Source organism: Stenotrophomonas sp. CASM114 (genome assembly GCF_049384325.1).
Lineage (GTDB): Bacteria > Pseudomonadota > Gammaproteobacteria > Xanthomonadales > Xanthomonadaceae > Stenotrophomonas > Stenotrophomonas muris.
The window spans coordinates 1-17,831 of record NZ_JBMRGJ010000031.1 but is presented as its reverse complement, the minus strand read 5'-3'; the positions used below and the strand labels follow the sequence as shown (position 1 = coordinate 17,831).

Genomic DNA, 17,831 nt, shown 5'->3' with positions numbered 1-17,831 from the left:
CGGTGCGCCGCTTCAATCTTTCCGAGTGGGCGTTGTCCAACCGCCCGCTGGTGCTGTTCGCGATGCTTGCCTTCGCGCTGATCGGCGCATGGTCGTACAAGCATCTGGGCCAGTCCGAGGATCCACCATTCACCTTCAAGGCGATGGTGGTGCGCACGCTTTGGCCGGGCGCCACCGCCGAACAGGTCTCGCGGCAGGTGACCGAGCCGATCGAGAAGGCGCTGATGAACACCGGCGAGTACGAGTTCATCCGCTCCTATTCGCGCCCCGGCGAATCGCAGGTCATCTTCATGGCGCGCGACAGCCTGCGTTCCAGGCAGATCCCGGACCTGTGGTACCAGGTTCGCAAGCGCGTGGGCGACATCCGTGCGACGCTGCCGCGCGAGATTGTCGGCCCGTTCTTCAACGATGAGTTCGGCGACACCTACGGGAACATCTATGCGTTGACCGGCAAGGGCTTCGACTACGCGGTGATGCGCGACTACGCCGACCGCATCCAGCTGGAACTGCAGCGCGTGCCCGATGTCGGCAAGATCGACCTGGTCGGCCTGCAGGACGAGAAGGTGTGGATCGAACTGTCCAACACCCGGCTGGCAACGCTGGGTGTGTCGATGCAGCAGGTGCAGCAGGCGCTGGCCGACCAGAATGCGATCACCGGCACCAGCTTCTTCGAGACCGCCACCGATCGCGTGCAACTGCGCGTGACGGGCCAGTTCAACGACATCGACGCCATCCGCCAGTTCCCGATCCGTGCTGGCGACCGCACCGTGCACCTGGGCGACATCGCCGAGGTCAAGCGTGGCTTCGCCGATCCGGCGTCGCCGAAGATGCGCTTCATGGGCGAAGAGGCGATCGGCCTGGCGGTGGCGATGAAGGATGGCGGTGACATCCTCAAGCTGGGCGCCAACCTCGACGCCGAGTTCGAGCGGCTGCAGAAGACCCTGCCGGCCGGCATGCAGCTGCGCAAGGTGTCCGACCAGCCGCAGTCGGTGGAGGAGTCGGTTGGCGAGTTCGTGCAGGTGCTGACCGAAGCGGTGGTGATCGTGCTGCTGGTCAGTTTCTTCTCGCTGGGCCTGCGCACCGGCCTGGTGGTGGGCGTGACCATTCCGCTGGTGCTGGCGATGACCTTCTTCGTCATGCATTACTTCGACATCGGCCTGCACAAGATTTCGCTGGGCGCACTGGTGCTGGCGCTGGGCCTGCTGGTGGACGATGCGATCATCGCGGTGGAGATGATGGCCACCAAGATGGAGCAGGGCTTCGATCGCCTGCGCGCGGCCAGCTTCGCCTGGGAATCGACCGCGTTCCCGATGCTGACCGGCACATTGATCACGGCAGCCGGCTTCCTGCCGATCGCCACGGCGGCATCGAGCACCGGTGAATACACCCGTTCGCTGTTCCAGGTGGTGACCATCGCACTGGTGGTGTCATGGATCGCAGCGGTGCTGTTCATCCCGTACCTGGGCGACAAGATGCTGCCGGACCTGTTCAATCCGCAGCCGCCGAAGCCCGGCAGCCTGTCCGCGCGTTGGCTGGCCAAGCGCCAGCAGTGGGCCGACCGCTATCCGGCGCTGGCCAACCTGATCGCACCGCCGCAGCATGGGCACGACCACGATCCCTACCAGCGCCCGTTCTACCGCAGCTTCCGGCGCTTCCTCGACGCCTGCCTGCGCCGCCGCTGGTGGGTGATCGCCGCGACCGTTGCCCTGTTCGTGTTCTCACTGATGATGTTCCGCTTCGTGCCGCAGCAGTTCTTCCCGGACTCGACCCGGCCGGAACTGATGGTGGACATCGAGCTGGCCGAGGGGGCGTCGCTGCGCTCGACCCAGGCCCAGGCCGAGAAGCTGGAGAAGCTGCTGTCCAGCCGCGAGGGCATCGCCAACTATGTGTCCTATGTGGGTACCGGTTCGCCGCGCTTCTACCTGCCGCTGGACCAGCAGCTGCCGGCGACCAACTTCGCCCAGTTCGTGGTGCTGGCCAAGGACATCAAATCGCGCGAAAGCACCCGTGACTGGCTGCTGCACGAGGTGATTCCCAAGTTCCCGGACGTGCAGATGCGCGTGACCCGCCTGGAGAACGGCCCGCCGGTCGGTTATCCGGTGCAGATGCGCATCTCCGGCGAGCACATCGAGAAGGTGCAGGCGATCGCGCGCCAGGTCGAGGCCAAGGTGCGTGAGAACCCGCACGTGATGAACGTCAACCTGGACTGGAGCGAGCCGAGCAAGGTGGTGCGGCTGGTGATCGACCAGGAGCGTGCCCGCGCGCTGGGCGTGAGCAGCGCCCAGGTCAGCCAGTTCCTGGCCAGTTCGCTGGCCGGCCAGTCGGTGAGCGTGTATCGCGAAGGCAACCGCCAGATCGAGATGCTGCTGCGCGGACCGGCCGATGAGCGCAACCAGCTGGAGCTGCTGTCCAGCCTGTCGATGCCGACCGCCAACGGCGGCAGCATCACGCTGTCGCAGGTGGCGACGATGGAGTACGGCTTCGAGGACGGCATCATCTGGCACCGCAACCGGTTGCCGACCGTGACCGTGCGCGCCGACATCAGCGATGGCATGCAGGCGCTGGACGTGGTGCACCAGATCGTGCCCACGCTGGATGGCATCCGTGCCGAGCTGCCCAGCGGCTACCTGCTGGAAACCGGCGGCACCGTGGAGGACTCGGCGCGCGGCCAGAACTCGATCAAGGCCGGCATGCCGCTGTTCCTGGTGGTGGTGGCGACGCTGCTGATGCTGCAGCTGCGCAGCTTCTCGCGTGCGGCGATGGTGCTGGTGACCGCGCCGCTGGGCATCATCGGTGCGACCCTGTTCCTGCTGCTGTTCCGTGCGCCGTTCGGCTTCGTCGCGCTGCTGGGCACGATCGCGCTGGCCGGCATGATCATGCGCAACTCGGTGATCCTGATCGACCAGATCCAGCAGGACATCGATGCCGGGCATGACCGCTGGCATTCGATCATCGATGCCACGGTGCGCCGCTTCCGCCCGATCGTGCTGACCGCGCTGGCGGCCGTGCTGGCAATGATTCCGCTGTCGCGCAGCGCGTTCTATGGCTCGATGGCGATCTCGATCATGGGTGGTCTGATCGTGGGTACGGTGCTGACGCTGGTGTTCCTGCCGGCGTTGTACGCGGCGTGGTTCCGGGTGAAGCCGGACGAATCCGGGGCGTAATGCCCCGGGTTCTGCGGCCACGGCCCCTGGCAGGTGCCAACCTCGGTTGGCACTGACGCATGCATCCACGCATGACGTGGACTGATCTGCTCGCGGGATCTGCTTTCTGTAGAGCCGAGCCATGCTCGGCTGCGCTTTGCGCGATGATGGGATGAGTCGAGCATGGCTCGACTCTACAGGAACATCCCCGTAGGGCGTGGATCTACCGCAGCGGGTCGTTGCCCTGGTAGGTGCCAACCTTGGTTGGCGCTGACGCATGCATCCACGCATGGCGTGGATCTACTGCAGCGGGTCTTTGCCCTGGTAGGTGCCAACCTTGGTTGGCACTGGAGCATGCACCCGCGCATGACGTGGATCTACTGCAGCTGCAGGCCGGCCCGCAGCACTGGCAGCAACCACTCGACGAACACCTGCACGCGCAGTGCACGGTGTTGCCGATGCGGTTGCAGCAGGGTCACCGGCAGCGGCTGCGCCGCGTACTGCGGCATCACCTCCACCAATGCGCCTGACTGCAGCTCGGCCTGCACGTCGTAGCGCGGAATCTGCAACAACCCCAATCCCGCCACGCAGCACGCGATCGAGGCCTCGGCGCTGTTCACGCGTACCCAGCCGGGCATCGGCAGCGTGCGCAGCTGGCCGCCATCCTGCCATTCCCACGGTTCCACCCGTGCCGTGGTCGGCGACGCATAGTTCACCGCGCGGTGCTGCGGCAGGTCGGCAGGATGCTGCGGAACACCGTGCTCGCGCAGGTAGGCCGGCGCGGCCACGTTGACGAAGTCGAGCTGGCCCAGCGTGCGCGCCACCAGGCTGGAATCGCCCAGCTGGCCGACCCGCAGCACGGCATCGCAGCCGTCTTCGATCAGGTTCACCGCGCGATCGGTCATGCCGAGGTCCACTTCCAGCTGCGGATAGCGCGCGAAGAAATCCGGCAACGCCGGGGCGATGACGCGACGGCCGATGCGGCTGGGTACGTCGATCTTCAGCAAACCGGCCGGTTGCGCGTCGTCCTGCCGGAACAGCGACTCGGCGTCTTCAACCTCCGCGATCAGGCGCAGGCAGCGGGCATGGAACACGTCGCCGTCATGGGTGGTGGATACCCGTCGGGTCGAGCGCTGCAGCAGGCGGGTGCCAAGCCGCTGTTCCAGCTCGGCAATCGCCGCCGAGACGGTCGAGCGGGGCAGGCCGAGCTGGTCGGCGGCGCGGGTGAAGCTCGCGCACTCCACGACCCGGGTGAAGATGCGGAAGCGATCGATCCGGTCCATTGTTCGCTGGCTCTGGAAAGTTAAGTCAATGTGGCGGGCTTTATCCGCTTTTTCTGCACGATATCGTCGTCAGGGCAGGGTTGCCACCCCGGGCAGCCCCCTCCCGAGACCGAAGCCATGACCGAGCATTCCCTCAAGGGCAAGACCGTGCTGATCGCCGGTGGCGCCAAGAACCTGGGCGGCCTGATCGCCCGCGACTTCGCCGCACAGGGCGCCAAAGCCATCGTCATCCACTACAACAGTGCCGCCACCCAGGCCGATGCAGAGGCAACCGTTGCCGCCGTGCAGGCGGCCGGCAGCAGGGCGGTGGCCCTGCAGGGCGACCTGACCTCGGCGGCAGCGATGGAGCGCTTGTTCGCCGATGCCGTGGCCGCAGCCGGCCGTCCCGACATCGCCATCAATACGGTCGGCAAGGTATTGAAGAAGCCGCTGCTGGAGATCAGCGAAGCCGAGTACGACGAGATGAGTGCGGTCAACGCCAAGGCCGCATTCTTCTTCCTCAAGGAGGCCGGCCGCCAGGTCAACGACGGCGGTCGCATCTGCACCCTGGTCACCTCACTGCTGGGTGCGTTCACGCCGTTCTATTCCAGCTATGCCGGCACCAAGGCGCCGGTCGAGCATTTCACCCGCGCGGCGTCAAAGGAGTTCGGTGAGCGCGGCATCTCGGTGACTGCGATCGGGCCGGGCCCGATGGACACGCCGTTCTTCTACCCGGCCGAGAGTGCCGATGCACAGGCGTACCACAAGACCGCGGCCGCGCTCTCGGCGTTCACCCGTACCGGCCTGACCGACATCGCCGACATCGTGCCGTGGATCCGCTTCCTGGTCACCGATGGCTGGTGGATGACCGGGCAGACCATCCTGGTCAATGGTGGGTACACCACCAAATAATGCAGCCGCGCATGGCGTGGCTCTACCGTCCTGGTAGGTGCCAACCTTGGTTGGCACGGGCCGGGGCATCCACGCATGGCGTGGGTCTACCAGTGGAGCCACCCCATGGGTGGCTGCGCACGATATCCGACGGAAAGCGCGCCACGCAGGGCGTGGCGCTACCGGGTCAGCCCAGCTTCGCCAGCACCGCGTCGGTTGCCGCGGCCGTACTCACCGCCTTGCCCTTCGCAGCCAGATCAGCAGTGAACACGCCGTCATCCAGCACCGCATGCACGGCGGCTTCCACTGCGGCCGCTTCGTCTTCCAGCCCCAGCGAATGGCGCAGCAGCATCGCCGCACTGAAGATCGTTGCGTAGGGATTGGCGATGCCCTTGCCGGCGATGTCCGGGGCCGAACCATGGATCGGTTCGTAGATGCCGACCGCACCCGGCTCACCCAGCGAGGCCGACGGCAGCAGGCCGAGCGAACCGGCCAGCATCGAGGCTTCGTCGGTGAGGATGTCGCCGAACATGTTCTCGGTGACGATCACGTCGTACTCGCGCGGCTTGGCCAGCAGGTGCATGGCCATCGAATCGACCAGTTGGTGCTCCAGCGCCACCTCCGGGAACTCCTCGCGGCCGATGCGCGCGGCCACGTCGCGCCACAGGCGCGAGGTTTCCAACACGTTGGCCTTGTCCACCGAGGTGACCCTGCCACGCCGCTGCCGGGCCAGGCGGAAGGCACTGCGCAGCACGCGCTCGATCTCGGCCACGGTGTAGCGGCACAGGTCGCTGGCACTGTCGGCATCGCGGGTCTTGTCGCCGAAGTAGATGCCACCGGTCAGTTCGCGTACCACGACGAAGTCCACGCCCTGCAGCAGCTCGGCCTTGATCGGCGAGGCGTGCAGTGCGGCTTCGTGGGTACGCACCGGGCGCAGGTTGGCATACAGGCCCAGCGCCTTGCGGATCGCCAGCAGGCCCTGTTCCGGGCGCACCTTGGCATTGGGATCGGACCACTTCGGGCCGCCGACCGCGCCCAGCAGCACCGCGTTGGCGGCCTGGCAGGCAGTCAACGTCGAGGCCGGCAGCGGCTCGCCGTGGCGGTCGATGGCGATGCCACCGATGTCGTGCTCGCTGAAGGTGAAGGTGTGGTTGAAGCGCGTGGCGACAGACTTCAGGACGGCGACTGCCGCGGCGGCCACTTCCGGGCCGATGCCATCACCGGGCAGGACAACAATTTCAGCGTGCATGCTCACTCTCGTAGCGTTCGATTTCAGGGACACGGCCCAACAGATACCCCAACTGGTCGACGCCTTCCAGCAGGCAGGTCTGCGAGAAGCCATCCAGCGGGAAGGAATAGACGCGCCCATCGGGCGTGCGCAGCTCACGCGCGGCCACGTCGATGGTCAGCTCGTCGTCCGGGCGCTGCATCAGCGCCTGCACGTCGGCTTCGTCCAGCACGATCGGCAGCAGTCCGTTCTTCAGCGAGTTGCCACGGAAGATGTCGGCGATCTCGCTGCTGACGATGGCGCGCAGGCCCAGATCGGTCAGTGCCCATGGTGCATGCTCGCGCGACGAGCCGCAGCCGAAGTTGCGGCCCGCCAGCAGGACGCTGCGGCCGGCGTTGTGCGGCTGGTTGAAGGCGAAGTCGGCCACCGGCGAACCGTCGGCCTGCCAGCGCCAGTCATTGAACGCATTGCGGCCCAGGCCGGCGCGTTCGGTGGTGGACAGGAACCGCGCCGGAATGATCTGGTCGGTGTCGATGTTGGTCTGGCGCAGCACCACGCTGGCCGAGGTCAGGGTACGGAAACCGGCCATCACGCCACCTCCTGTGCGAACAGTTCGCGGGTATCGGCGACGTGCCCGTTCACCGCGGCCCACGCCGCGCTCATCGGTGAGGCCAGCAGGGTGCGCGAACCGGGACCCTGGCGGCCTTCGAAATTACGGTTGCTGGTGCTCACGGCCAGCTGCCCGGGCGCGACCAGATCACCATTCATGGCGATGCACATCGAGCAGCCCGGCTCGCGCCATTCGGCACCGGCCGCGCGCACGATCTCATGGATGCCTTCGGCCTCGGCCTCTCGCTTGACGATCTCCGAGCCCGGCACCACCAGCATGCGCACCCGGTCGGCGACGCGACGACCGCGCAGCACCTGCGCCACCTCACGCATGTCACTCAGGCGGCCGTTGGTGCAGGAACCGACGAACACCACGTCCACCGGCGTTCCGGCCAGCGCCTTTCCGGCCTGGAAATGCATGTAGTCCAGGCCCTTCTGTGCGGCGGCATCGTTGGCGGCCGGGATCGGCGCATCCACCGCGATGGCGGTACCCGGGTGGGTGCCCCAGGTCAGGGTCGGGCGGATATCGGCGGCGTCGATGTGCACTTCGCTGTCGAAGTGCGCGCCGTCATCACTGCGCAGCTGCTGCCAGCGCGCCACCGCAGCCTCGAAATCGGCGCCCTTTGGGCCGCGCGGGGTGTTGGCGACGAAGTCGAAGGTGACCTGGTCCGGCGCCACCATACCGGCACGCGCACCCGCTTCGATCGACATGTTGCACAGGGTCATGCGCTGTTCCATGTCCATCGCTTCGATGGTGCTGCCGCGGAACTCGATCACGTGGCCGGTGCCGCCATTGACGCCGATCACGCCGATGATGTGCAGAACCACGTCCTTGGCGCCGACACCCGGCGCCAGCGGCCCATCGACGGTGATCGCCAGCGTCTTCGCCTTGCGCTGCAGCAGGCATTGCGTGGCCAGCACGTGGCCGACCTCGCTGGTGCCGATGCCGAACGCCAGCGAACCGAAGGCACCGTGGGTGGAGGTGTGGCTGTCGCCGCAGACGATGGTCATGCCCGGCTGGGTGAAGCCCTGCTCGGGCGCGATCACGTGGACGATGCCGCGGTTGTCCGAGGCCATGTCGAACAGCTCGATGCCGTGCTCGGCGCAGTTGCGCGCCAGCGTGGCGACCTGTGCCTCGGAGGCGGCGCTGGCATAGGGCAGCGTGCCGTCCGCGGCGGCCGGCAGGGTCGGCGTGGAGTGGTCCATCGTCGCCTTGGTGCGGTCCGGCCGGCGCGGCGACAAGCCGCGTTCGCGCAGTTCGGTGAAGGCCTGCGGCGAGGTCACCTCGTGGATCAGGTGCAGGTCGATGTACAGCACGGCGGGCGCGCTGTCGGATTCGGGAACCACCACGTGGGCGTCCCACAGTTTGTCGTACAGGGTGCGGGGTGCGGAAGTCATGCGTATGCCTGGCAGAAGTACGAAATAGCGAACATCAGTAAGGAAAGCGGAACGGTCAAGTCAGCGACGGCGGGCGAGCACACGCAGGCGCACGTAGTCGGCCAGCGGCTGGCCAGATGCGTCACGTGGCAGCTCGGCCAGCAGTGCGGTGGCCGCCTCGCGCACGGTGGCGCGGGCCTCGGCCGGCAGGTCGTCCAGCAGCGGTGCGGCGAATACCCGCAGCCAGCCGGCCACGCCGGTCGGCAGTGCGGTCGGGCGCGGCGTGCACTCGATCAGTTGCACCTGGAAGCCATGCTGGCGCAGGCGATCGGCGTAGGCGTCGGCCGTCGGGAAGTACCACCGGAAGGTGCTGGCGCCATGCCCGTGGGCCACGCGCGCGGCCTGCACGGCCGCGACGATCGTGGCCACGTTGCCGTGGCCGCCGAACTCGGCGACGAAGCGGCCACCGGGGCGCAGGGCGCGGCGCACGCCTTCCAGCACGCGGTCCGGAGTCGTCATCCAATGCAGTGCCGCATTGCTGAACACCGCATCGAACTCGCTGTCGAACGACAGTGCGTGGCCGTCCATCAGCTGGGCGTCGACGCCGCGCGCACGGGCGGCGATCACCAGTTCCGGCGAGGCATCCACGCCGTGGATGCGCGCACCGCTCAGGGCCAGTTCGGTGCTGAGTACGCCATCGCCACAGCCCAGGTCGAGGATGCGCTCACCGGCGCGCGGGTCGAGCAGGCGCGATACCGCACCGCCGAGCAGCGGCACGAAGCCGGCATCGATCGCATAGTCCTGGGCGTTCCACTGCTGGCCAGCGGCGCTGGCCGGGGTGGGGGTGTCGAAGGCGCTCATGGTGGGATCCTCAGGCGGTGGCGGAAGCGGGAACGTCGGTGCTGCTGTGGACGGCGGCCTGACGCTGGCGCAGCAGGCGGTTGGCCACATCCAGCCAGGCCAGCGCGGAGGCTTCGATGATGTCCTTGCTGGTGCCGGTGCCGTCGTACTCCACGCCGTCATGGCGCACACTCAGGTTGGCTTCGCCACGCGCATCGGCACCGATGCCGACGCTGTGCACGTGATAGCTGTCCAGCATCAGCTGCACGCCGGTGGCGGCCGACAGCGCGCCGAACAGCGCATCGACCGGGCCGTCGCCCTGCGCGGTCTCGGCCACGCGGTTGCCATCCGGGTCGGACAGTTCGACCAGCGCGTTGGCGCGGCTGCCGACGTCGCTGATGGTCATCGAGGCCAGGCGGTAGCCCTGCGCGCTGGAGCCGCCCTGCATCAACGTCTGCAGGTCGGCATCGGTGACCACGCGCTGCTGTTCGCACAGGCCCTTGAACTGCTCGAACACCAGCTTCAGTTCGTCTTCGTCCAGCCAGAAGCCCAACGCACGCAGGCGCGCTTCGACGGCGGCGCGGCCACTGTGGCGGCCCAGCACCATCTGCGAATCTTCCCAGCCCACGTCTTCCGGACGCATGATTTCGTAGGTGCCGCGGTGGCGCAGCATGCCGTGCTGGTGGATGCCCGATTCATGGGCGAATGCGTTGGCACCGACGATGGCCTTGTTGCGCTGTACCGGCATGCCGACCAGACGCTGCAGCAGCTGCGAAGTGCCGACGATGCGCGGGGTGTTGATCGAACTGTCCTGTTCGTAGAAGGCCTGGCGCACCTTCAGCACCATCGCGATCTCTTCCAGCGAACAGTTGCCGGCGCGCTCGCCGATGCCGTTGATGGTGCACTCGACCTGGCGTGCACCGCCTTCGATGGCGGCCAGCGAGTTGGCCACCGCCAGGCCCAGGTCGTTGTGGCAGTGCGCGCTGAAGATCACGTTGGCCGCGTTCGGCACGTCGGCGACCCCGGCGATGACCTGCTGGAACATCGCGCGGATTTCTTCCGGCGTGGTGAAGCCGACGGTGTCGGGCAGGTTGATGGTGGTGGCGCCGGCGGCAATGGCCACGCGCGAAACCTCGATCAGGTAGTCCAGCTCGGTGCGGGTGGCATCCTCGGCCGAGAACTCGACGTCGTCGATGTAGGAACGGGCCAACGAGACGTGCTTGCGTACCGACTCCAGCACCTGCTCGCGGGTCATCCGCAGCTTGTGCTCGCGGTGCAGCGGGCTGGTCGACAGGAACACGTGCAGGCGCGGGTTGGCTGCCGCTTCCAGTGCACGTGCGGAGGTCTCGATATCGGCCTGCAGGCAGCGCGACAGCACCGCCAGGCTCAGGCTCGGGCGGCGCAGTTCGCGGCCGATCAGCGCCATCGCCTCGCGGTCGGATTGCGAGCTGGCCGGGAAGCCGGTCTCGATGATGTCCACGCCCAGTTCGTCCAGCGCACGCGCCATCACCAGCTTCTGCGGCGGGCTCATGCTGCAGCCGGGGGACTGCTCGCCGTCACGCAGGGTGGTGTCGAAGATGCGGATGCGCGGGGTGGTAATTCGTTCGATGGTGGTCACAGGGAAATCTCCTCGACAGCGGGTGCGACGGCTTGCAGGGGGGAAGGGGAAGAGGCGGGGGAGGCGAGGGCGCTGGCCTTGGTCGGCGAGCGCGGGGTTTCGCTGCGCCGTCGCCGCGGTTTGCGTGGCGGGCGCGGACGGATGTCGGTGAGCAGGCCGGCCAGGACACCGGCATCGATGTTGCCGCCGGACACCACCGCACACTTGCGGCGGCCGGCGACGCGGCGGCCGGCCGCCAGCGCCAACGCGCCCGCGCCCTCGGCGATGATGTGTTCCTCCAGCGCAAGCCGGACCAGCGTTTCGCGCAGTTCGGCCTCGCGCACGATCACCACATCGTCCAGCAGCGAGGTGCACAGGCGGCGGGTCAGGAAGCCGGGAATCTTCACCCGCACGCCGTCGGCCAGAGAGGCAACCGGGGCGATCTCGCGCACGTCGCCGCGGATCGCACGTGCCATCGAATCGACGCCTTCCACCTGCGCGCCAATCACGCGCACGCCCTGCGATTTCAGCGCCAGTGCAACGCCGGAGGCCAGTCCACCGCCGCCGATCGGCACGATCACCACGTCCGGCGCGTGTGCGGCCAGCTCGATGCCGACCGTGCCCTGGCCCGCGATCACATCGGCGTCGTCGAACGCGGACAGGAAGCGGTAGCCGTGTCGCTGTGCCAGTTCGACCGCGAAGGCGTAGGCCTCGTCGTAGCTGGTGCCGTGCTGGCGAACGGTCGCGCCCCAGTGGGCGACGCCGGCGATCTTGGTGGCCGGTGCGCCATGCGGCATCACGGTGATGGCCGGCACGTCCAGGCGGTAGGCCGCCCATGCCACGCCCTGGGCATGGTTGCCGGCCGAGGCGCAGATCACCGGCCGGGTATCGCCGCGCTCGCGGCCGGCCAGCAGCGCGTTCAACGCGCCGCGTACCTTGTAGGACCCGGTGCGCTGCAGGTTCTCCAGCTTCAGCCAGGTGCCGAAGCGCTCGGCATGGTGCAGCGGGGTAGGCGGCAGGAAGCGGCGCAGCCGGGCCTGCGCCGCCAGTACGTCGGCGACGCTTACGTCGCCGACATCGCTTTCCTGGCTGGCATCAGCGGCCGGCATGGGCCACCAGCGCGGTGCGGGCGACCGCCGCATGCGGGCACGGGCGGCGAAGAAGACGCCTCCGTACCGGCACCGTGGTCACTACGGTACGGGTGTTCATACGGATGCTCCTTCCACGGCAGTGACCTGCACGGACACGCAGTCGTAGATCTTCTCGATCTGCCGGCACAGCGTTTCCGCCGGGCGCTGGCCATCCACCACCAGCTGCAGGTGCCAGCGGCCATCGTCGGCGGCCACCGGCGCACCGCTGATCGCGCGCGGTGCGAAGCCGCGGCGTTCGGCCATGCCGATCACGCGCAGCAGCGCGCCTTCGGCCGGGTGCAGCACCAGGTCAAGCCGGTATTGCATTGGGGGTCTCCTGGCGGGCATGGGCAGGGTTGCTTTCCAGCATCGTGCTGTTGGCGGTGTTCGGCGGCACCAGTGGCCACACGTTGGCACGTGCATCGATGGCCACGTGCAGCAGGGCCGGGCCCGGTTCGGCCAGCAGCGCGGCCAGGCCGCCTTCCACGTCGTCGCGGTTGTCGATGCGGGTGGCGGCGATGCCGAACACCTGTGCCAGCGCCACGAAGTCCGGGTTGTCGGACAGGTCGATCTCGCTGTAACGCTCGGCGAAGAACAGTTCCTGCCACTGCCGCACCATGCCCAGCGAACTGTTGTCCAGCAGCACGATCTTCACCGGCAGGCGGCAACGCGCGATGGTCGCCAGCTCCTGCACGTTCATCATGAAGCTGCCGTCGCCGGACACCAGCACCACGGTGCGCTCCGGGCATGCGAACTGCGCACCCATCGCCGCCGGCAGGCCGAAGCCCATGGTGCCCAGCGCGCCACTGGTCAGGTGGTTGCGCGGGTGGTTGAAGCGGCAGTGCTGCGCCACCCACATCTGGTGCTGGCCGACATCGCAGGCGATTACCGCATCGGCCGGGGCCAGCTCGCTCAGGCGCTTCAGCAGCGCCGGGGCGTAGATGTGCTGGCCCGGTGCGTCGTAGCGTGCCGAGAAGCGGTCGCGGTGCTGCGCGCAACGCCTGCGCCACGCGTCCTGATGGGCCTTGGGGGAGGGGAAGGCCGCACGCAGGGCACGGATGGCATGGCCGACGTTGCCAGGCACGGCGACATCGGCGCTGCGCAGCTTGGAGATCTCGTAGGCGTCGGCATCGATATGGACGACGCGGGCGAACGGTGCGAACTCGGCCAGCTTGCCGGTGGCGCGGTCGTCGAAGCGTGCACCCAGCACCAGCAGCAGGTCGCTTTCCTGCACCGCCATGTTGGCCGCGCGGGTACCGTGCATGCCCAGCATGCCCAGTGACTGCGGATGGCTGGCCGGCAGCGCGCCCAGGCCACGCAGGGTCATCACGGTGGGGATGGCGCTGGCTTCGACGAAGTCGCGCAGGTCCTGCACCGCATCGCCCAGCGCGATGCCGCCACCGGCGTAGACCACCGGCTTCTCGGCGGCTGCCAGTGCGGCGATGGCTTCGGCGATGGCCGCTTCGGCCGGCGCAGGTGGCGGCTCGACGCTGCTCGGCACGTGCGCCGGCAGGTGGCTGGCATCGGCCAGCTGCACGTCCTTGGGCAGGTCGATCAGCACCGGGCCGGGCCGGCCCTCGCGGGCGACGCGGAAGGCATCGGCGACCACGCGCGGCAGGTCGTCGACGCTGCGCACCAGCCAGCTGTGCTTGACGATCGGCATGGTCAGGCCGAACACATCCAGTTCCTGGAAAGCGTCAGTACCCAGCAGCGGCGTGGCGACCTGGCCGGTGATGCAGACCATCGGCACCGAATCCAGCATCGCATCGGCAATGCCGGTGACCAGGTTGGAGGCGCCCGGGCCGGAGGTGGCCACGCAGACGCCGACCTGGCCGCTGGCGCGGGCGAATCCATTCGCCGCCAGTGCGGCACCCTGCTCGTGGCGCACCAGGATGTGCTTCAGCGACGAATCCACCAGCGCGTCGTAGAACGGCATGATGGTGCCGCCGGGATAGCCGAACAGCGTGCGGATGCCTTCGGCTTCCAGCGCCTGGGTCAGCCAGCGCGCGCCGTTGGGCGGCGCGCTGCGGTGTGTGGAAGAGTTCATGGGGGAACCTTGCAAAGCGGGTGGGGGAGGGCCGCGCGGTTACGCGGCCTGTCCTTGCAACCAGACCATCTTGGCGCGCAGTTCCTTGCCCACCTTCTCGATCGGGTGCTCCAGGTCGGCCTGCTTGAACCGGTTGTAGTTCGGCAGGCCCGCTTCGTACTCGGCCACCCAGTTCTTGGTGAAGGTGCCGTCCTGGATGTCCTTCAGCACTTCCTTCATGCGCGCCTTGGTGCCGGCGTCGATCACCCGCGGGCCGCTGACGTAGTCCCCGTACTGCGCGGTCTCGGAGATGAATTCCAGCATGCGCGAGATACCGCCTTCATAGAACAGGTCGACGATCAGCTTCAGTTCGTGCAGCACTTCGTAGTAGGCGATCTCCGGCTGGTAGCCCGCTTCGACCAGGGTCTCGAAACCGGCCTGCACCAGTGCCGAGGCACCGCCGCACAGCACCGCCTGCTCGCCGAACAGGTCGGTCTCGGTCTCTTCCTTGAAGGTGGTCTGGATCAGGTTGGCGCGTGCACCGCCGAGGCCGGCCGCATAGGCCAGTGCGTACTCGGCCGCCTTGCCGCTCTTGTCCTGGTAGACCGCCCAGATGCAGGGCACGCCACGGCCGATCTCGTACTCGCGGCGCACCAGCGCGCCCGGACCCTTGGGCGCAACCAGCACCACGTCCAGGTCGTCGCGCGGCCTGATCATGTCGAAGTGCACGTTCAGGCCGTGCGCGAACAGCAGCACCGCACCCTGCTTCATGTTCGGCGCCAGCACGTCGTCGTAGAGCTTCTTCTGCACCATGTCCGGGGTCAGCACGGCGACCAGGTCCGCATCCTTCACCGCGTCGGCCGGTGCTTTCACGGTGAAGCCGTCGGCCTGTGCCTTGACTTCGGTCGGGCCGCCCGGACGCAGGCCTACCACCACGTCGAAGCCGGATTCGCGCAGGTTCAGTGCGTGGGCGCGGCCCTGGCTGCCGTAGCCGATGACGGCGATCTTGGTCTGGGGCAGGTCGTTGGTGCTCATGGGGGAGGTTCCTTGCGGTGGGAAGAAAAAAAGAACGGCCGGTCGTCGAGGTGACGTACCGGCCGGTCAGGGGAAAGCGGTGGAGGAGGCACCATGCGCCGCGCAGGCACAGCCACCACGAGGCGTGGCGGCGGTGTGGGTCCGGGTTTTGCGTTGGGCGTTGTGCATGGTGGTTGCGTCTGAAACCAGGTTCTGAAATGAAAAAACCCGCACCGGGGCGGGTGCGGGTTTTTGAAGAGTTCCGGTGTATTCGTTGCTTACACGCTGGCTCGTCCCGCACCTGTTGGTTGGGTAATAAGTACGAGCACAAGAATCGAACGCAGCGAGGCGGCGCCGATGTCGGCGGCTTCGTTGTGGGTTCGCGGTGGCGTGTTGTGATGCAACATGTGATCGAGAGAAACACAGCCGTTTTGGCGATGTCAACCCTCGCGGCGGAATTCTTGTTGGTTTCCGTTGCATCCGGCGCAATCGCCTGTGGCACAAGGATGGTTGCCGCTGAAAGTGTTTCGGTGAACCGGAATTCACTCCTTTCAGGGCGGTTTTTGCGCGGAATCCGGCGGATCCTCGCCTTGCTGGGTGCGGACCTTGCACACCCACCCCAGGATCAACGTCCATGACCTCTGCCCGATACCCCAGGATGGCCGCAGCGGCGAAGATCGGGGGACCACCCTTCCATCGGAACCCGACCGTGTCCCGACGCCTTGCCCGTTCCCTGCTGGCCGCCGCTGTACTGGCCGCTGTGCCCGCACTGTCTTCGGCCGCCGACCGCATCACCGGCCACACCTTTGCCACCCGTTCGGAGGTGATCGCCCCGCATGCGATGGCCGCGACCTCGCAGCCGCTGGCCACCCAGATTGCACTGGACGTGATGAAGGGGGGAGGCTCGGCGGTGGACGCGGCGATCGCCGCCAACGCCGCGCTTGGCCTGATGGAGCCGACCGGCAACGGCATCGGTGGCGACCTGTTCGCCATCGTCTGGGACCCGAAGACGCAGAAGGTCTACGGCTACAACGGTTCGGGGCGCTCGCCGAAGTCGCTGACCCTGGCCGAGTTCCAGCGACGTGGCCTGAAGGACATCCCGGCTACCGGCCCGCTGCCGGTCTCCGTGCCCGGCGCGGTCGACGGCTGGTTCGCGCTGCACGATCGCTTCGGCCGCAAGCCGATGGCCGACAACCTGGCGCCGGCCATCCGCTACGCGCGCGAGGGCCATCCCGTCGCCGAGGTGATCGCCTACTACTGGGACCGCTCGGTGCCCAAGCTGTCGCAGTACCCGGGCTTCAAGGAGCAGTTCACGATCAACGGCCACGCCCCGCGCAAGGGCGAGATGTGGAAGAACCCGAACCTGGCCAGCACCCTGCAGCAGATTGCCGACGGCGGACGCGATGCCTTCTACAAGGGCGCCATTGCCCACACCATCGGCGACTACTTCAAGGCCAATGGTGGCTACCTGAGCTACCAGGACATGGCCGAGCACCACGGTGAATGGGTCGAGCCGGTCAGCAGCAACTACCGTGGCTACGACGTGTGGGAGCTGCCGCCGAACAGCCAGGGCATCGCCGCGCTGCAGATCCTCAACGTGCTGGAAGGCTACGATTTCTCGAAGATCCCGTTCGGTTCACCCGAGCACGTGCACCTGTTCGTCGAAGCGAAGAAGCTGGCCTTCGCCGACCGTGCGCGCTTCTATGCCGACATGGCCTTCCAGCCGGCGCCGGTGCAGAAGCTGATCTCCAAGGAATACGCCGCGCAGCGCCGCGCGCTGATCTCGATGGACAAGGCGTTGAAGGAAGTGCAGCCGGGCACGCCGAAGCAGCTGGAAGAAGGCGACACGATCTACATGACCGTGGCCGACGCCGACGGCATGATGGTGTCGTTGATCCAGTCCAACTACCGCGGCATGGGCAGCGGCATGGCGCCGCCGGGGCTGGGCTTCATCCTGCAGGATCGTGGCGAGATGTTCGTGCTGCAGAAGAACCATCCCAACGGCTATGCACCGGGCAAGCGGCCGTTCCAGACGATCATCCCGGCGTTCATCACCAAGGGCGGCAAGCCGTACGCCAGCTTCGGCGTGATGGGCGGCGCGATGCAGCCGCAGGGCCACGCGCAGATTGTGATGAACCTGGTGGATTTCGGCATGAACCTGCAGGAAGCCGGTGACGCACCGCGCATCCAGCACGAGGGCTCGACCGAACCGACCGGACAGGCCACGGCGATGACCGACGGTGGTGAAGTGAATCTGGAAACCGGCTTCCCGTACGAGACGGTGCGTGCGCTGATGCGCAAGGGGCATCGCATCGTGTTCGCCGATGGGCCTTATGGCGGGTACCAGGCGATCATGCGCGACCCCGAGAGCGGGGTTTATTACGGAGCTTCGGAGAGTCGCAAGGATGGGCAGGCCGCGGGGTACTGAGTTTCCCGGCCAACGGGCTGAGCCCCCTCTGCGGTGGGTTCAGAAGCGGAATAGCTTGTTGGGCCGGGTGGGTAGGCTGTTCGGGGGACGCCGCAAGTACGTCCTTGTAGGCTTGGCAGCCGCATCCATGCGGCTGACACCCCCGCCCAGCCCACCCACCCGGCCTCTGACAGTTTTCTGCGGCCGCCACCGCAGGAAGAAAAAAGAAGATCAAAAGCAACAGCAACAGCAACAGCAACAGCCGCGTGCTGATGGTTGGGGTCGGATCCGTTTTCCGCAGGAAAAA

13 protein-coding genes are annotated in these 17,831 nt (G+C 67.3%); 3 read left to right on the top strand and 10 right to left on the bottom strand.

The features are described from left to right. Positions 1–2 precede the first annotated feature (2 nt). Positions 3–3,164, top strand: a complete 3,162-nt coding sequence (locus VG566_RS19375) for an efflux RND transporter permease subunit (protein ID WP_053496227.1) — start codon at positions 3–5, stop codon at positions 3,162–3,164. Between the two features lie 356 nt (positions 3,165–3,520). Here VG566_RS19375 and VG566_RS19370 read toward each other — a convergent pair whose 3' ends face one another. Then, positions 3,521–4,426, bottom strand: coding sequence for a LysR family transcriptional regulator (locus tag VG566_RS19370; RefSeq protein ID WP_241884215.1), 906 nt, complete (start codon positions 4,424–4,426; stop codon positions 3,521–3,523). Positions 4,427–4,543: 117 nt separating this feature from the next. Here VG566_RS19370 and VG566_RS19365 point away from each other — a divergent pair, with 117 nt between their 5' ends. After that, positions 4,544–5,317 (top strand): SDR family oxidoreductase, encoded by a 774-nt coding sequence (locus VG566_RS19365; protein WP_241884216.1) that lies wholly within the window; start codon positions 4,544–4,546, stop codon positions 5,315–5,317. A gap of 166 nt (positions 5,318–5,483) precedes the next feature. On the opposite strand, the gene leuB is transcribed toward VG566_RS19365, so the two are convergent. The 9 genes from leuB to ilvC all read right to left on the bottom strand — a co-directional run bounded on the left by leuB (position 5,484) and on the right by ilvC (position 15,138). Then, positions 5,484–6,545, bottom strand: coding sequence for a 3-isopropylmalate dehydrogenase (gene leuB, locus VG566_RS19360; protein ID WP_241884217.1), 1,062 nt, complete (start codon positions 6,543–6,545; stop codon positions 5,484–5,486). Further along, positions 6,535–7,113 (bottom strand): 3-isopropylmalate dehydratase small subunit, encoded by a 579-nt coding sequence (gene leuD / locus VG566_RS19355; protein WP_024958459.1) that lies wholly within the window; start codon positions 7,111–7,113, stop codon positions 6,535–6,537. The genes leuB and leuD overlap by 11 nt, the downstream gene beginning before the upstream one ends. Next, the gene (leuC, locus tag VG566_RS19350; RefSeq protein WP_049405004.1) at positions 7,113–8,531 is read right to left on the bottom strand and encodes a 3-isopropylmalate dehydratase large subunit; all 1,419 of its coding nucleotides are present in this window, start codon (positions 8,529–8,531) and stop codon (positions 7,113–7,115) included. The genes leuD and leuC overlap by 1 nt, the downstream gene beginning before the upstream one ends. A gap of 60 nt (positions 8,532–8,591) precedes the next feature. Continuing rightward, entirely contained in the window at positions 8,592–9,371 is a 780-nt protein-coding gene (locus VG566_RS19345) for a class I SAM-dependent methyltransferase (RefSeq protein WP_032958187.1), read from the bottom strand. Between the two features lie 10 nt (positions 9,372–9,381). Further along, positions 9,382–10,968, bottom strand: coding sequence for a 2-isopropylmalate synthase (locus VG566_RS19340; protein ID WP_046432422.1), 1,587 nt, complete (start codon positions 10,966–10,968; stop codon positions 9,382–9,384). Further along, the gene (locus VG566_RS19335; RefSeq protein ID WP_049420878.1) at positions 10,965–12,056 is read right to left on the bottom strand and encodes a threonine dehydratase; all 1,092 of its coding nucleotides are present in this window, start codon (positions 12,054–12,056) and stop codon (positions 10,965–10,967) included. Before VG566_RS19335 ends, VG566_RS19340 begins: the two co-directional genes overlap by 4 nt. Before the next feature lie 96 nt (positions 12,057–12,152). Next, entirely contained in the window at positions 12,153–12,404 is a 252-nt protein-coding gene (locus VG566_RS19330; protein ID WP_014038403.1) for an ACT domain-containing protein, read from the bottom strand. Continuing rightward, entirely contained in the window at positions 12,388–14,124 is a 1,737-nt protein-coding gene (gene ilvG, locus VG566_RS19325) for an acetolactate synthase 2 catalytic subunit (protein ID WP_014648334.1), read from the bottom strand. The genes VG566_RS19330 and ilvG overlap by 17 nt, the downstream gene beginning before the upstream one ends. A 39-nt stretch (positions 14,125–14,163) precedes the next feature. Beyond that, positions 14,164–15,138, bottom strand: coding sequence for a ketol-acid reductoisomerase (gene ilvC, locus VG566_RS19320; protein ID WP_014648333.1), 975 nt, complete (start codon positions 15,136–15,138; stop codon positions 14,164–14,166). A 688-nt stretch (positions 15,139–15,826) separates the two neighbouring features. Here ilvC and ggt point away from each other — a divergent pair. Further along, positions 15,827–17,545: a gamma-glutamyltransferase gene (gene ggt / locus VG566_RS19315; RefSeq protein WP_241884218.1), complete on the top strand. Its 1,719-nt coding sequence runs from the start codon at positions 15,827–15,829 to the stop codon at positions 17,543–17,545. Positions 17,546–17,831: the final 286 nt, after the last annotated feature.

Bases quoted from the DNA above. Each gene is read 5' to 3' on its own strand.
- leuD (WP_024958459.1), bottom strand. From the start codon at position 7,113: ATGGCCGGTTTCCGTACCCTGACCTCGGCCAGCGTGGTGCTGCGCCAG.
- VG566_RS19335 (WP_049420878.1), bottom strand. From the start codon at position 12,056: ATGCCGGCCGCTGATGCCAGCCAGGAAAGCGATGTCGGCGACGTAAGC.
- VG566_RS19365 (WP_241884216.1), top strand. From the start codon at position 4,544: ATGACCGAGCATTCCCTCAAGGGCAAGACCGTGCTGATCGCCGGTGGC.
- leuC (WP_049405004.1), bottom strand. From the start codon at position 8,531: ATGACTTCCGCACCCCGCACCCTGTACGACAAACTGTGGGACGCCCAC.
- VG566_RS19330 (WP_014038403.1), bottom strand. From the start codon at position 12,404: ATGCAATACCGGCTTGACCTGGTGCTGCACCCGGCCGAAGGCGCGCTG.
- VG566_RS19370 (WP_241884215.1), bottom strand. From the start codon at position 4,426: ATGGACCGGATCGATCGCTTCCGCATCTTCACCCGGGTCGTGGAGTGC.
- ilvC (WP_014648333.1), bottom strand. From the start codon at position 15,138: ATGAGCACCAACGACCTGCCCCAGACCAAGATCGCCGTCATCGGCTAC.
- leuB (WP_241884217.1), bottom strand. From the start codon at position 6,545: ATGCACGCTGAAATTGTTGTCCTGCCCGGTGATGGCATCGGCCCGGAA.
- ilvG (WP_014648334.1), bottom strand. From the start codon at position 14,124: ATGAACTCTTCCACACACCGCAGCGCGCCGCCCAACGGCGCGCGCTGG.
- VG566_RS19345 (WP_032958187.1), bottom strand. From the start codon at position 9,371: ATGAGCGCCTTCGACACCCCCACCCCGGCCAGCGCCGCTGGCCAGCAG.